This window comes from Arcobacter venerupis, from assembly GCF_013201665.1.
GTDB lineage: Bacteria > Campylobacterota > Campylobacteria > Campylobacterales > Arcobacteraceae > Aliarcobacter > Aliarcobacter venerupis.
In genome coordinates this window covers 436,810-452,775 of sequence record NZ_CP053840.1, presented here as the reverse complement: position 1 = coordinate 452,775, position 15,966 = coordinate 436,810, and the positions used below count along the sequence as shown (strand labels likewise).

Sequence of the window (15,966 nt, the reverse complement as noted above, 5' to 3'; positions counted from 1 at the left end):
ATGACTATAAACTCAAATACACAATCATTTAGCTCGTTAAATGGGGCAATAAAAGTAACTCAAAGCTCACAAGCAGAAAGTAGTTTTACTACTCAAACAAAAAAATTAACTGATTCAGTTAGTATAGATATAAGTTCAAATAGTGAATCATTAGAAGAAGAGACTGTTATTCAAGCTAGAAATGGTTATGTAAATCCAGAAGAAGCAAGACAAGTTAAAATCTTAGAAGAACATTATTCAAAAATGAATGAAGAAAATAAGAAATTTGATTATCCTTATAACCATATTTTTGATAAATATAAAAATACTTCATCACCTTATTATGTACAAGGATTAACTAAACAAGAAAGAGATATTGCTTATAGTACAGAAATACACTATTTAAAAGACAGAAAAATGTTTGCTTACGCAGATGCAATTTTAAGAGATGAAACACCAATTTTAGGTGATGTAGATGTAGCAGAAAGAAAAGCATACGATAGAGAAAAAGTGAATGAACAATTTCAATCTTTGTTAGATAAATATAATATCTCAATTCCACAAGATACTAAACTTTCATTTACCATTGACCCAAATACTCTAAAAGCAACTGTTACTGGAACTGATGATGAAACTCTTACTAAATCTATTGAAGATGTTATAAATACTGCTGATAATGCAAAACAATTATTTTTACATATTAGTTCAAGTCGTTCAGATGATTCAACACAATATAATGCAGAATCATCTTCAAAATATGGTTTAGTTCAAAATATAAAAGATGTAACAGGTTATAACTTAAAAGATTTAGAAATAAAAGATGGAAAGTTTGTAACAGAAGATGGAACAGATGTATTTGAAATATATACAAAAAAGATTAATGAAAATCCAAATAAGTCTGATTTTACAAAACAGATGAGTATAGCTTCAGATGGAGCAGCGTTGGCAAAACTTGCAAGAAATGGATTTGATTCAGTACCAGATTTAGTTTTATCAATAGATTATCAAAATGGTTCATTTTATGATGTAAAACAAAGTGAAAACTTTGGGACTGAAAAAAATGGTTGGATAAAAGAGTGGAAAGATGCAAAAACAACAGAAGCAATGGCTCATAAAAAGGAAGAATATGAATCTCAATATTTAGATACAACACAATTTACTCAAAAATATAATGATATAGATTTAACAAGTAATAAAACTAATACAAAAAAAGAGAATAAAGAAGTTTTAAGTAAAGAGGAACTTATGTTGAAATATTTGTTTGGGGATGGAAAAGAATCAAAAGAAGATAAAGACTTTTTAAGTAGTAGTTTTCTTAATAAGGAAGCGTTATAGCACAATAAGTTATAATTCGCCCATGAAATACCTAAACCACTACCCAAAAGATTTACAAGATAAAATCAAAGTTTTGATAGAAAAAGAAAAACTATCATCATACATAAAAACAAAATATCCAAACGCTCACAGCTTTACAAATGACAAAACTTTATACTCTTATGTGATGGATTTCAAAAACGAATATTTTAAAAAACATCAAGTTTCAAAAGTAATGTATGATGGAAAAATAAATGTAATCAACAATGCTTTGGGAATGCACTCAATTGTTTCGAGGGTTCAAGGTGGAAAACTAAAATCAAAAAATGAAATAAGAGTTGCCTCAGTTTTTAAAAACATGCCTGAAGAGTTCTTACAAATGATTGTTGTACATGAACTTGCTCACTTCAAAGAAAAAGAGCATGACAAAGCTTTTTACAATCTTTGCACCTTTATGATGCCCTCTTATCATCAAGTTGAATTTGATTTGCGAGTCTATTTAACCCATGTTGATTTATTTGGGAAACTCTACTAAACTTAATCTTTTTTTAAATGCTTTTTTGTTGCGACACTTTAATGCTAAAATTTTTTAGAAAATTTTAAAGGAGTTATACATGAGCAAGTTTTTATATATTACTGATCAAGATGAATACACAGACCATAGTTTTATTGGCCCTTTATTTCAAAAATATTTAACTAAACATTTTGATATAAACACAACTTATTTTTCAAAAGTTAAAACAAAGATTGAAATAGAAGATGATGGTAGAATCATAATTCCAGAAAATCTAAAAAATAATATTATCAAAGAATTATCAAACAGTGGAATAGATTTATACGAATATCAATTTGTTGTAATTAGAAATTCTACGGATTTATTAAAAGAAGTTTTAAAACAAAAAGAAAAATATAATTTCAAAGTTGGCTTTAGATTATCTTTTCCTAAAAGAATTGCAAAACTTCAAACGGATGAAGCTAATAATAAAAAAACACTTTTTGATGTTATAAGTAATAAAATTCAAACTTATTCAGAAATTTATCTTATAAATGAGTGTGATATTTTTTTACCAACTTCTTTTCAAATGAAAAATGATTATTTCAAAGATGTAAAAATTAGAACTTTTGTAATTCCATCGGCAATTGACCCAGATGTTTTACAAAGTAACATTCAGCATGAAGGAAGCGAAAAAAGATTCTTTTATGCAGGAACTCTTGATAAATTAAGAGAGTTTGAAACTATTTTAGAAGCATTTAGTAATATTAGTAGTTCAAATTATAAACTAATGATTTCAACAAAAGACCCTGAATATTTAGATGATTTATTAAATGAATTTTCAAATCTAAGAGATAATATTGAAATTCATGATGCAAAAACAAGAAATGAGTTATTGGAACTTATTGCACTTGCAGATGTTGGATTATCACCACTTCCAGATATTGCACTATTTAATAGTTCAACCCCTATGAAAGTTTTAGATTATTATTCAAGTGCCGTTCCTTGTATTATGAGTAATAATGAAAATAATGCTTCAATTTTTGAAGACAATGTTAGTGCTTGGTTTACAAACTTTGATGAACAATCAATAAAAGAAAAACTTGAATATATTATTTCACTATCAAAAGAGGAAGTGGCACAAGTTGGAATTAATGGTCAAAAAAGACTTCTTGATGTAAGAAACTATAAAAGAATTGCTGACGATTTAGCTCACCAACTAAATATTTTATAAGAAGAACTATCTTCTTATAAAATTAATCTTGACTCAAATCAATCATCTACTTTAAACTTTTTGATACTATAACTTTAATTTAAATTAAAAGTTTGTAAATGAAAAAGTTTTTTAAACAGTTCAAAAAAATAAATTCAGAATCTTTGGAAAAATCAAATATTCTTTGGTCTTGGATTGCTTCATTTATAGGAATATTAGCCATTTCATATTTTCATCGTAATATCTTAAATGACAAAGATTTAACTTTAGTAATTGGCTCTTTTGGAGCTAGTGCTGTTTTAGTTTATGGAGCGGTGAATTCTCCCCTTGCTCAACCTAGAAATTTAATTGGTGGACATATTTTATCCGCATTAGTGGGAGTGATTTCATTTAAATTATTTTCTGGAAACATTCTATTATGTTCAGCTTTTGCTGTTTCAACTTCCATTTTAATTATGCAATTAACTCTTACCTTACATCCGCCAGGTGGCGCAACAGCCCTAATTGCAGTTATTGGAAGTAATCAAATACATGACTTGGGGTTTTTATATGTTTTAGTTCCTGTGACTTCTGGAGCTTTTATTTTGCTAATAATTGCAGTGATAATAAATAACATCCCTAAACACAGATATTATCCTGAATCTTTAAAAGATTACAATAAAAAATGGTTTAGCGATGAATAAAGCAGTTTCTTTAAATTTTTTTTAGTTTTAATCTCAAAGAATTTAGAACTACTGTAACTGAAGAAAAACTCATGGCAATTCCTGCGTACATTGGGCTTAGCATTATTCCAAAAATCGGGAAAAAAACACCAGCTGCTAATGGAATTCCAGCAGCGTTGTAAATAAATGCCCAAAATAGATTTTGTTTGATAATCTTCATTGATTCAATTGATAAATTTATACTTTTTAATACTGCATTTAAATCATTATTTATTAAAATAATATCTCCCGCATCTTTTGTTATATCAGAACCTGAATTTAGTGTTATTCCAATATCTGCTTGTTTTATAGAGGGAGAATCATTTATTCCATCACCCACAAACATGACTTTTGCTTCTTTTTGAAGTTCTATTATAACTTTGTATTTTTCATCGGGAAGAACTTGAGCATATACTTTTTCTATTCCTAATTTTTCTGCCACACTATTTGCTGTAGTTTCATTGTCACCTGTTAATAAAATTGGAGTTATATTTTTTGCTTTTAGATTTATTATTAACTCTTTTGCACCTTGTTTTATGGTATCTGCTAAAGCAAAAACTGCCACACATTTTTTATCAAAAGAAGCCAAAATAACTCCCGAGCCATCATTTAATGATTTATTATAAAACTCTAAATATTTAGTTTCTAGGACAACATCATTTTTTTCTAAAAAACTAAGACTTCCAATTAATAGTTTTTTATCTTCAAAACTTGCACTTATTCCTTGCCCTGCAATGATTTGAGTATCTTCAAATGTTTTATCACAAGCTAGATTTTTTGCCTTAGCAAAATTTACCACAGCTTTTGAAATAGGATGTTCACTTTGTGTTTCAAGTGAAGCTAAAATATCTAAAAGTGACTCTTCATAAAGAGCATCTTTTACACTAATAATTCCAGTTGTTAAAGTTCCCGTTTTATCAAATACTGCATATTTTATATCTTTTATTAGTTCTAGTATTTCTGGATTTTTTATCAAAATTCCCTCATGTGCACCTTTTCCAACAGCACTTACAATGGCAATTGGAGTTGCAAGTCCTAAAGCACAAGGACAAGAGATAATCAATACAGAAATAGAAGCTAATATTGCGCCCATTGTGTCTCCCACAATAAAAAACCAAACTAAAAAAGTCACAACAGAAGCCAAAATAACAGCAGGTACAAAAATATTTGCAACTTTATCTGCAAATCTGCTAATTGGTAATTTTTTACTTTGGGCAGTACTTAAAAGCTCAACTATTTTAGAAAGTGTTGTATCTTTTGACTCTTTTAAAACTTCCACTTCAATAACACCAGAAGTGTTTAAAGTTCCTGCAATTACCTCATCGCCTATTGTTTTATAAACAGGCATTGATTCACCTGTAATCATAGAAGTATCAATATCTGCACTACCTTTTTTTATAAGTGCATCTGTTGATATTTTTTCTCCTGATTTTATTAAAACTCTATCTCCTACTTTTAACTGTGTTGCTAAAATAGTTTTATAACTTCCATCTTCACAAATTAAGGTTGCATTTAAAGGAGCTAAATCCATAAGTTTTTTTAAAAAATCAGTTGCTTTTGCTTTTGAACGCTCTTCAAGTAATCGCCCTAAAAGTATAAAAGTAATAATTACAACAGCTCCATCAAAATAGATAAATCTTAAATGTTCAGGAAATAAAGAAGGGAATAAAACTACAAAAACAGAATAAAAATAAGCAGCACTTGTTCCTAAAGCTACCAACACATTCATATCATAATTTTTATTTCGTAAAGCCTTAAAGGCCAAAATATAAAATCTTGAACCAGCATAAAACTGAACAACTGTTGCTAAAAAAAACATCAAATATTGATTTATTTGCATATTTTCAAGTGGAAAGAACATAAAATAGAACATAATAACAGCAATAGTTGCACTAAGTATAAAAACTCTTTTTAACTTGTTATATGCTTTTAATTTACTTTTTTCTAAAGCTTCTAAATTTTCTTCAACTCCATAACCTAGCTTTTCTATTTTATTGATTAGACTTTGTTTATCTAAGAATTCTGTATTTATATAAAATTCACCCTCATTTGAAGCGAAACTCACTTTTGAAGATTCTAAACCTTTTAATTTACCAACAACCTTTTCTATTCCATTTGAACAATTTACACAAGTCATTCCTGAAATATTTAGATTGATTTTTTCTTTAGACATTTTTATTCCTTTATGCCCTTTTGCGCAAGTATCAATAATGTTTTTATATACTCATTTTTTATGTAATAAAAAGACATTTTTTTATCTTTTGTAAACTCAACAATTCCATATTTTCTTAAAATTTTAAGTTGGTGGGAAACGTGAGATTGAGGGATTTGTAATAAATTCACCATCTCTCCCACACAAATTTCATACTCTAAAAGAGCAAATAAAATTTTTACTCGAATGGGATCGTTTAGTGCTTTAAAAATATTGCTTAATTGGGCAAGTTCACCCTCATTGGGTAATTTTTTTTCTATATCACAAATATAACTTATATCTTCACAACAAGAACGAATAAGTTGTTTCGAATTACTCATGCTACTCTTCTATAATTTCAAATCCGATTGAACTCATTTCTGCTTTAAAAGTAGCTTCTTGTTCTTCATTTTCTATATTAACAGTAACTTCTTTTGGGCTTGATTCTAAGTTAACTTCAATTGCTCCAAAATCATCTTCTAAAGAACCTTTTATCAAGTTTGCACATTTCATACAAGAGATATTTTTTGCTTTAAATGTTTTTTTCATAATTACTCCATTTTATATGTTAATTTTATCATATGAAGATATTATCATATGATATGCTTATTGTCAAGTCTAATTTATGAATTATTAGATAAGTATTCATACAAATACAAATATTGTCTTAACTCTTTTAGGCTTTCAAGTTTTGCTCCCTCTTCTATCCAAGCTTTTATATTTGAAGGAATTTCAAGGGGTTTTAATAACTCTTCTTTTTTCTCTTTTGAGATTTTTTCATGTTCAGCTAAAACTGAAATATGACTAAGAACTGAGGTTAATCCTAAATCTCTAATTTGTGCAATTTCTTCTACACTTTTTCCCTCATTTAAAAGCTCGTAAGTTTCAAGATATGTTTTTGTGAGTTTTTTTAATGGCTCTTTTTGTTCAAGTTTTTCAGAAAACTCTTCTTTTATCTCTTTAGATAAATTTAAAAATGTCTCTCCATATTTTTCATATTTTACAAGACCCACACCATTTATATTTAAAATATCATCTTTTGTAATTGGCAACTTTAAAGCAAACTCTTTTAAAGTTTTATCTCCAAATATCACATAAGCTGGAACTTCATGTTCTAATGCTATTTCTCTTCTTAAAGTTCTAAATCTTTCATAAACTAACTCATCAAAACTTAACTCTGTTTCTTCTTCTTGGATTTTTGAAGCAATTCCTAGTTTATCACTATCAATAAAAAGTTTCTCTTTACCTTTTAAAATCTCTAAACCTAAAGAACTTATTTTCAAAGCTCGAAATTCCCCTAAAGTAAGTGCTTGAATATCTATTAATTTATCTGCAATTGCTATCCACTCATTTTTGCTTTTATCAGCACCCAAATTATAAACACTCAGTTTATCATGTCCAAAATCTAATAACTTTTGATTTTTTGAACCTCTTAAAATATCTATGATGTGATTTAATCCAAATCTTTGTTCACTTCTGTAAATGGCACTTAGAAGTTTTTGAGCATCCACACTCATATCAACCTGCTCCACTTCACCTTTTGTGCAGTTATCACATAGAGTTTTGCAAGCTTCTATCTCATCTTCAAAATAACCTGCAATCATCTTATGACGGCAATTATTGCTCACACAATATCTATACATAAACTCTAACTTATCAAGTCCAGTTTGTTTGTAAGCATTGTCGATGGCTTCTTCTATTTGTATTTTTCTTTTTACCTCATCAGATTTTGAGTAAAGCATATAAACATAAGACATTGCTCCATCACGTCCTGCCCGACCTATTTCTTGATAATAGTTTTCAAGAGTTTTTGGCAATGAAGTGTGTATTACAAAACGGATATTTGATTTATCAATTCCCATACCAAAAGCGATGGTTGCCACTACAATATCAATTTTTTCATATACAAAATCATTAAAAACTTCATTTTTTCTATCATTACTAAGTCCTGCATGATAAGCTTTTGCACTATATCCACTTTCACTCAAAAACTCAGCTGTTGATTCCGCTTCTTTTCGTGTAAAAGTGTAGATGATTCCACATAAACCTTTGTGAGTTTTTAGGAAGTTTAATATTTGAGTTTTCCCATTTGCAATTCGTGGTTCTACTTTTATATCAAGATTATCTCTTACAGTTTTTGCTCTAAAATGTCTAGGATTTTGCAAGTTCAAAGAAGAAGCAATATCAGCTTCAACTTTTTTTGTAGCAGTTGCAGTAAATGCACAAATAGCAGTATTTGGAAAAAATCTTTTTAATCTATCAAGATTTCTATACTCAGCTCTAAACTCATGCCCCCAAGCAGATACACAGTGCGCTTCATCTATTACAAAATAGTTTATATTTATTCGCTGTAAAACTGATACAAACTCATTTGAAGTGAACCTCTCAGGTGCAACATAAATAAATTTTAACTCCCCATTTAAAAGCTTTTGAAGAGTGAAACTATTTTCATCATTTGAAGTAGCAGAACTTATCATCTCTGCACTAATATTCAAATCATTCAATGCTTTTATCTGGTCTTGCATAAGCGCAATAAGTGGAGAGATTACAACAGTAGTTCCATTCATAAGAAGAGTAGGAAGTTGATAACAAAGTGATTTTCCACCACCAGTTGGCAAGATTGTCAATACATCTTGTTTATTGATGATACAATCTACAACTTCTTCTTGGAAGCTTCTAAAGTGGTCATGTCCGAAAATATCTTTTAGGATTTTATGTTTATTATTCATTTTGTGATGGTAGCATAGTTTGAATTAGGGGTGTATGAATTGATATGAGAGGAAGATTTATTATTTAATTTAAAATTATGCAATAACATTAGATTTAGAATGTATAATTCATGTATATTTTTAAGGCTATTTTAAATAAAATAACTAACTGAAAAAGGAACAAAATGAGTAAACAAGAAATTAATAGGCAAGAAACTGAAAAAAAAACAAAAACTGCTAAAACTTTATTTTTAAAAAAATTCTTTATTAATTATTTTTGGTTAAGTATCTTACTTATTGTAATATCAATATTAATTACACAACAAACTCAAAATAGTTACCTTTTAATTCTTTCATCACTCTTTGAAACATTAGGTATGGCTACATTTGTTGCTGCACTTTTTAATTTCACATTGGAAACAACTGATTTTCTTGATAATATTAGAGAACTTTTAGAAAATATTGTCGTAAAAAAGAATTTCTTAAGTAATATGAATACTAAAAGCAAAAAAGAAGTTTTAGAAAATATTCTACAACCTTCAGAAGCAGAAATGAAAAAATATTCTAATATACAAGATTATTATAATTACTATGCAAATGAAACACTAAGTGTTGCATCAAAAAATGTAAGAAGTAATTATAGTATTAATATTATTGCTAAAATTGATAAAGATAAACAACGCATAGTAACAGTTGGAACTTACTCTTATAGACTATACCCAAGTAACAAAGGTTTTGCACCTATTACAATTGGTTTTATGTTAGATGATAATTTATCAACATGTGATTTAATTGTCAATAAGCCAAATGGCGAAAGAAAAACTTACAAATATGATGATGATATTAAACCAAATTTTGTTACAAGAGAAGATTCTAAAGTAGTCGAAATTAAAATTCAGGATGAATGTAAAGGATTTGAACATTTAGATATTGAACTTAGAATTAAAGAATATGGACATGACCATTGGATGTCTGTTTACTTTAAAGCTGAACAACCAACCGATGGTTTTAATTTTATTCTTAACACTGAAGATGATATAAAAATTAAAATTTTCAATGTATTTGATGTTGGACATAATTATCATATTGATAAAAGTGATCACAATATTCACATTGGTTGTTATCAATGGATCAATGAAGGAGCAGGAATTGCTGTCATAGTTTCAGCTGAAGAAGATAAAATCAACAAATTATATGATAATCAAAAAGTTGACTAAATTAGAAGAAATGCAACTTATTTATAATAAATAATTCTTTTTTATGTTGAGAATTCTCATAAACACCTAAAGGTCTTCGTATATCTTACTTTGTATGGACAAAGTAAACAAAACCACCAACGGCTTCGAAGCCCTTTGGGTTCCTTCACTTATTGTTTTATCTTTTCTGTCTTGCCTGTGTTTACACTCTCTTTGAGAAAACTCGTAAATAAATGTGCATTTAGTACATTTATTTACTCAAACAGTTGCAAGACTTTTTCGAAAAGAGGAAACAAACGCTCAGCTTCTGCAGATGTTGGAATATGGGATAAGGACATTTGCATTTTTTATTTTTTTATTTCAAATTTCTTATATCTCAATTTAAAAAAGATTGTTTGAACTATATGGATTTCTTCCTGCCTTTGATGAAGCTAAGGTTTGATTCTTTATTTTCGGTGAAAAGTGAGGACTGTTTGAGTAAAAAAGAGTGACAAATTCACTCTTTTTTGCGAGTTCCACAACGCAGAAAATAAAGGAGCAAATCTTAGGAAGCTTTGCCTTCATCAACACGGCAGTCTTTTTTGCTTACTTTTTTGAGACCAAAAAGTAAGAGAAAGCGGAAACTTCCAAGTTTTCAAGAGAGCTTTTATTTCTCAAAATCTTAGTTTTAATAACATTGCAAAAGTAATTATGTGAATAAAAAAACTCGTAGTAAATATTGAGGGTGTAAAAACACCCTCAGATAGAATTATTGTCTTTGTTTTGTTTGATGAGCTAAAAACTCTTCTTTGCTGATATTTCCATCTTTGTTAGTATCAATATCTGAAAATAGTGGTTGATTTCCAATATTTTTCATCATCTTACCTTCAGATGCTTTTTCTTCCATTCTTTTTTCTCGTGCTTCGTCCATTTCTTTAGAACTAATCATTCCATCTTTATTTAAATCAAAATCTTCAAAGTTTGGCATATTAGCTTGTTGTCCCATGCCTTTTTTACCTTGGTTATTTTGCATCTGTTTATTTTGACCTTTTAATAACTCTATTTCAGTTAATTTTCCATCTTTATTTGTATCTAAAGCAGTAAAATCTGGTGCATTAGCAACATTTCTCATAGGCATTCCCGAAGTAGCTTTTTGCTCCATTCTTTTTGCTCTTATATCATTAAACTCTTTTTCACTTACAAATCCATCTTTATTTGTATCATAAGATGAAAACTCTATGGGACCTCTATTTGGTAAATCTTCTGCAATAAGTGCAGTTGTTATAACTGATAAAGAACCAGCCACCAAAAAACCTAATTTAATTGTTTTAAATAAGTTTTTCATTATTTCTCCCTTTTTTATTAGATAATAAATTATACTCTTTTAATTGCATATTAAATATAAGCTGTGCTTATATTATTAAATTTAAAAATCTTAATATTTTATAATAATAAAAATATGCTGTATTTCTTAAATTAAATGCAACTAAGTTGCATTTAATTATACTTAAAATATGATTCCAATAATAATTATCAACAAAAGGAAAATAATGGATATTATAAAATTTATAAAATTATGTTTAATTTTTTCATTTTTAACTCTTCATGCAAATGAGTTAAAAGTAATAGGACCAAATGAAATAAAAGGTCTTGAACCAACAAAATCAGGATATATTTTTTCAAGACTTCAGATTGCTGAAAATCTTGTAAAAGTAAATGACAAAGGTGAAATTCTTCCAAATTTAGCTACTAGTTGGGAAACCTCAGCAGATGAATTAACATGGAAATTTAAAATAAGACCTAATGTAAAATTTCAAGATGATACTATTTTAGATGCACAAACAGTAGCTTTAAATTTAAATAGAGAAGATGTAGAAGAAAAAAGTATTTTAAGATATTTACCTATTGAAAAAATAGATTCAAATAATGATGAATTGATAATAAAACTAACTTCAAAGGTTAGTATTTTACCCGCATATCTTGCTCACTACACTACTTTGATATTAAGTAAAAATTCCTTTGAAAATGGAAAAGTTGTAAAATTTATAGGAACAGGCCCTTTTAAAATCACAAATATAACTGAACCTCTTTTAATAAAAGCAGATAGATTTGATTCTTGGTGGGGGAAAACTAACGAAGTTGAAAAACTCACATATAATGCTGTTGGAAGCAATGAAACAAGAGCATTAATGATTAAAAGTGGTGATGCAGATATTGCTTTTTCAATTTTGCCAATATCATTGAAGTCATTAGAGAAAAACCCTAATTTAGATATTCAAACAGTAAAAATATTTAGAACTAGAAAATTAAAACTAAATTCAGAAGATGAAATTTTAAAAGACAAAAATATAAGACATGCTATTAGTTATGCAATAAATAGAGATGCTATTGCAAAAGGAATTTTAAAAGATGAATCTTTAGCAGCAACACAAATGTTTCCACCTGAGCTTGTAGCTTGGCACAATAAAAATATAGAACCCCTAACATTTAATATTAAAAAATCAGAAGAACTACTAAAAAATAGTGGTTGGGAAAAACAAAATGATGGTTTTTTATATAAAAATGGCAAAAAATTAGAGCTTGAACTTATTACTTATCCAAACTGGCCAGAACTACCTATCATTGCAACAGTTGTTCAAAATCAATTAAAACAAGTTGGAATTGATTTAAAAATATCTGTTACAAATTCATCTGAAGTTGTAAGAAAACACAAAGATAACTCTTTACAATTAGCCCTTATTTCAAAAAACTTTACATTAGTTCCTAACCCTTTAGGAACAATCATTGAAGATTATGGTGAGAATGGTGGAGATTGGGGCGCTATGAATTGGAAAAATGAAAAAATGGCATCTGATTTAAAATCACTGTATGAAAAAGCTAATTTAGTAACTCAGTTTGAAATATCAAAGATTTTAAATGAAGAGTTACCATCTATTCCATTAACTTGGTCAAGTATTACTGTTGTTTCAAATAAAAAAATCAAAAATCTTAAAATTGATCCTTTTGAAATTTCTTATAATTTATCTGATATTAAATTTGATAAATAAAGATATTTGATGTTTATAAATATTTTTATAAAAAGATTTTTTCAAGTCATTATAGTTGCTTTATTATCAAGTAGTATAGGTTTTTTAATGATGCACTTATTACCTGGTGATATTGCTATGAGAATCGCAGCAGGAAGATATGGTCCAGATGGTCTTACTGCTGAAATTGCACAAAGTGTTAGAATAGAATTGCAATTAAATAAACCCTTATATGAACAATATTTAATATCAATTTTTAATTTTTTAAAACTTGACTTAGGATATTCATTAGTTAGTGGAAATAGCGTTATTCAAGAATTAAAAGTTCAATTGGGATACTCTTTTGTTTTAGCTCTTTTGGCTTTTATTGTTTCATTAATTATTGCTATTCCTTTAGGAATATTTACATCTATTAGCAAATATAAATTTGTAAATAATAGTGTTATGTTAATTTCAATTATTATTAGAGCAATTCCTCCTTTTGTTTTAGCACTAATTCTTATTTTGATATTTAGTATTTGGTTTAACATCTTGCCACCTGCTGGATTTGAGAGTTGGAAAAATTTTGTATTACCAACATTAACTCTTTGCCTTGGATTAGCTGCTGTTTCAAATAGATTAATAACAGATTCTATGAATGATGTTCAAAACTCTTCTTATTTTAAATATGGAAGATTTAAAGGTTTATCACAAAATATAACAATAAAAAGACATGGCATTAAAAATGCTTTAATTCCTTTAATATCATTTTTAGCCCTTCAATCTGTTTATTTAATAGAAGGTGTTGTAGTTGTAGAAACCATATTTGCTTTCCCTGGAATTGGTCATGCTTTAGTTCATGCAATTGTGGCAAGAGATATACCAATGATTCAAGGTACTGTTTTAATTATGGGATTAATATTTGTATTTATAAATCTAATTGTAGATATTTTGGCACTAAATTTAGACCCAAGATTAAAGGAGAAAAAATATAATGGAAAATAAAAGAACTTTTTATATTGGTTTATATATTTTAATATTTTTAGCGTTTTTCTCAATTCTCAGTCAAATTATTTTAAATTATGAAAGCGACCAACAAGATTTATTTAATATATTTGCAAATCCAAGTTTAGAGCATCCTTTAGGAACAGACCAATATGGAAGAGATGTATTAGTAAGAGTTGCCCAAGCTACACAGCTTTCATTTTTCCTAGCTTTAATTACAACAGTAACTGCCTTTATACCAGGTGTTACCTTAGGAATATTAGCAGCATACAAAGGTGGATTAACTGATAAATTTTTAAATATTATTTGTGATATATTATTAGCACTTCCAGGATTGTTGCTGATTCTTGTATTAATTGCTTTTTCTCCTGGAGATTTTTTGCCACTTTATGTAGGACTTGCATTAATTTTATGGATTGAATTTTTCAAAATTACTAGATTAAAAACCAAATCATTGCTGGTTGAGCCTTTTGTTGAATCATCAAAATCTTTAGGATTTAGTTTTTTTTATATCTTAAGAAAATTAATTATTCCAAAACTTTTACCCATGATATTTACTATTTCAACTTTTTCAATGAGTACAGCAATTATTGCTATTTCTTCATTAAGTGCAATAAATGTAGGAATAAGACCACCAACAGCTGAATTAGGAAGTATGATTATTGAACTATTACCATATTATGAAGAAGAACCCTTATTGGTTTTATTGCCCTCTTTCATTATATTCTTAATTGTTCTATCACTACAACTTATGTCTAAAAGGAGTGTAAATGCATAAACAATTAAAAATAGAAAATTTAACAATTTACACAAAAGATAAAGTACTTGTAAAAGATATAAATTTAGAAATATCTACAAAAAAACCTCTTGTTTTATTAGGAGAGTCAGGTTCGGGTAAATCTTTAGTTATTGATGCTGTAATGGGCATTTTACCTCAAGAATTAGAAGTATCAGGAAAAATATTACTTGATAATATTGATTTATTAAAATTATCAAAAAAAGAAAGGGAAAAACTTTGGGGAAAACATATAACCTTACTTCCTCAAGAACCATGGTTATCTTTAGACCCAACTATGAAAGTAATTGAACAAATAAAAGAAGTTAGACAATTCACATATAAAAATAATGAAAAACATAGTTTAAAAAAATCATTAGAAGAACTAAAAGATGTAAAACTAGAAAAGTTTACAAATTCATATCCTTATGAACTTTCAGGAGGTATGTGCCAAAGATTAACAATTGCAATTACCCATGTTCAAGAAGGAAGCCTAATTTTAGTTGATGAACCAACAAAAGGATTGGATAAAAAACTGTGTGACTCGATAGTTGATAAATTAAATGAACAAATAAAACAAAATAAACTTTTATTTGTTATTACCCATGATTTAGAAATTGCAAGAAAAATAGAAGGCTCTTTAGGAATTATGGTAGATGGAGAAATCATTGAATATTCTGATACAAAATCAATTTTCAATAATCCACAAAAAGAGTACACAAAAAGATTAATTTTGGCAGAACCAACATTTTGGAAAATAGAAAAAACAAAACCAAAAGATGAAACAACAGTTCATATAAAAAATTTATCTAAACAGTTTGATAAAAATATACTTTTTAAAAAATTATCATTTGATATAAAAAAAGGTGAAATAGTATCAATAGTTGGGGAAAGTGGTAGTGGAAAAAGTTCATTAGGAAATATAATTTTAGATCACTTATCATCAGATTCTGGAGAGATTATAAAAAACAAAAATTATTCAAAAATCCAATTTCAAAAGATTTATCAAGATCCACCAAGTGCTTTTTTACCTGAGCAAATATTAAAAGATGGCTTTTGGGATTTACTAAAATTACATAAAATTGCAAAAGAAAAATTATATTCATTTTTAGAAAAATTTAACTTATCAAAAGAGTTATTAAATAGAACACCATCTGAAATATCAGGAGGAGAATTACAAAGACTTTCTATAATCAGAGTATTACTTTTAAAACCTATTTTTATTTTTGCAGATGAAATTACATCAAGACTTGATCCTATATCTCAAAAAGAGGTTTTATTTTTACTAAAAGAGATAGTTGAAACTGAAAATCTAAGTGTTCTTCTTGTTACCCATGATAGAACTCTAGCTCAAATCATTTCTAATAAAGTAATTAATATAGAAGAGTATAAATAAAAAAGGAAAAA

Annotated in this window: 14 protein-coding genes; 9 read left to right on the top strand and 5 right to left on the bottom strand. The window is 27.7% G+C overall.

Annotated elements, in window-relative coordinates:
• The 4 genes from AVENP_RS02240 (at nt 1) to AVENP_RS02225 (ending at nt 3,682) form a co-directional block, all read left to right on the top strand.
• The gene (locus AVENP_RS02240) at nt 1–1,314 is read left to right on the top strand and encodes a DUF4885 family protein (RefSeq protein ID WP_128359305.1); all 1,314 of its coding nucleotides are present in this window, start codon (nt 1–3) and stop codon (nt 1,312–1,314) included.
• A gap of 22 nt (nt 1,315–1,336) precedes the next feature.
• Complete coding sequence (locus AVENP_RS02235; RefSeq protein ID WP_128359304.1) at nt 1,337–1,828, top strand: YgjP-like metallopeptidase domain-containing protein; 492 nt, start codon at nt 1,337–1,339, stop codon at nt 1,826–1,828.
• A gap of 79 nt (nt 1,829–1,907) precedes the next feature.
• Complete coding sequence (locus AVENP_RS02230) at nt 1,908–3,020, top strand: glycosyltransferase (protein ID WP_128359303.1); 1,113 nt, start codon at nt 1,908–1,910, stop codon at nt 3,018–3,020.
• A gap of 98 nt (nt 3,021–3,118) precedes the next feature.
• Nucleotides 3,119–3,682: an HPP family protein gene (locus AVENP_RS02225; RefSeq protein WP_128359302.1), complete on the top strand. Its 564-nt coding sequence runs from the start codon at nt 3,119–3,121 to the stop codon at nt 3,680–3,682.
• A gap of 10 nt (nt 3,683–3,692) precedes the next feature.
• Here AVENP_RS02225 and AVENP_RS02220 read toward each other — a convergent pair whose 3' ends face one another.
• From AVENP_RS02220 to recQ, 4 genes are all read right to left on the bottom strand, one after another.
• Entirely contained in the window at nt 3,693–5,873 is a 2,181-nt protein-coding gene (locus AVENP_RS02220; RefSeq protein ID WP_128359301.1) for a heavy metal translocating P-type ATPase, read from the bottom strand.
• A 2-nt stretch (nt 5,874–5,875) separates the two neighbouring features.
• Complete coding sequence (locus AVENP_RS02215; RefSeq protein WP_128359300.1) at nt 5,876–6,232, bottom strand: ArsR/SmtB family transcription factor; 357 nt, start codon at nt 6,230–6,232, stop codon at nt 5,876–5,878.
• A gap of 1 nt (nt 6,233) precedes the next feature.
• On the bottom strand, nt 6,234–6,440 hold the full coding sequence (locus tag AVENP_RS02210) for a heavy metal transport/detoxification protein (RefSeq protein ID WP_128359299.1): 207 nt from the start codon (nt 6,438–6,440) through the stop codon (nt 6,234–6,236).
• 74 nt (nt 6,441–6,514) lie between these two features.
• The gene (gene recQ / locus AVENP_RS02205) at nt 6,515–8,620 is read right to left on the bottom strand and encodes a DNA helicase RecQ (protein WP_128359298.1); all 2,106 of its coding nucleotides are present in this window, start codon (nt 8,618–8,620) and stop codon (nt 6,515–6,517) included.
• Nucleotides 8,621–8,784: 164 nt separating this feature from the next.
• Between recQ and AVENP_RS02200 the strand changes: the two genes are divergently transcribed.
• Nucleotides 8,785–9,816 (top strand): hypothetical protein, encoded by a 1,032-nt coding sequence (locus AVENP_RS02200; RefSeq protein ID WP_128359297.1) that lies wholly within the window; start codon nt 8,785–8,787, stop codon nt 9,814–9,816.
• 727 nt (nt 9,817–10,543) lie between these two features.
• Here the strand turns inward: AVENP_RS02200 and AVENP_RS02195 are convergent.
• Nucleotides 10,544–11,119, bottom strand: coding sequence for an EF-hand domain-containing protein (locus AVENP_RS02195; RefSeq protein ID WP_128359296.1), 576 nt, complete (start codon nt 11,117–11,119; stop codon nt 10,544–10,546).
• 205 nt (nt 11,120–11,324) lie between these two features.
• Between AVENP_RS02195 and AVENP_RS02190 the strand changes: the two genes are divergently transcribed.
• Genes AVENP_RS02190 through AVENP_RS02175 form a run of 4 tightly spaced genes read left to right on the top strand, consistent with a single transcriptional unit; the run spans nt 11,325 to nt 15,955 of the window.
• The gene (locus AVENP_RS02190; protein ID WP_172664192.1) at nt 11,325–12,821 is read left to right on the top strand and encodes an ABC transporter substrate-binding protein; all 1,497 of its coding nucleotides are present in this window, start codon (nt 11,325–11,327) and stop codon (nt 12,819–12,821) included.
• 9 nt (nt 12,822–12,830) lie between these two features.
• Entirely contained in the window at nt 12,831–13,784 is a 954-nt protein-coding gene (locus tag AVENP_RS02185; protein WP_128359294.1) for an ABC transporter permease, read from the top strand.
• The gene (locus AVENP_RS02180; RefSeq protein ID WP_128359293.1) at nt 13,774–14,562 is read left to right on the top strand and encodes an ABC transporter permease; all 789 of its coding nucleotides are present in this window, start codon (nt 13,774–13,776) and stop codon (nt 14,560–14,562) included. Before AVENP_RS02185 ends, AVENP_RS02180 begins: the two co-directional genes overlap by 11 nt.
• Nucleotides 14,555–15,955, top strand: a complete 1,401-nt coding sequence (locus AVENP_RS02175) for an ABC transporter ATP-binding protein (RefSeq protein ID WP_128359292.1) — start codon at nt 14,555–14,557, stop codon at nt 15,953–15,955. The genes AVENP_RS02180 and AVENP_RS02175 overlap by 8 nt, the downstream gene beginning before the upstream one ends.
• Nucleotides 15,956–15,966 lie beyond the last annotated feature (11 nt).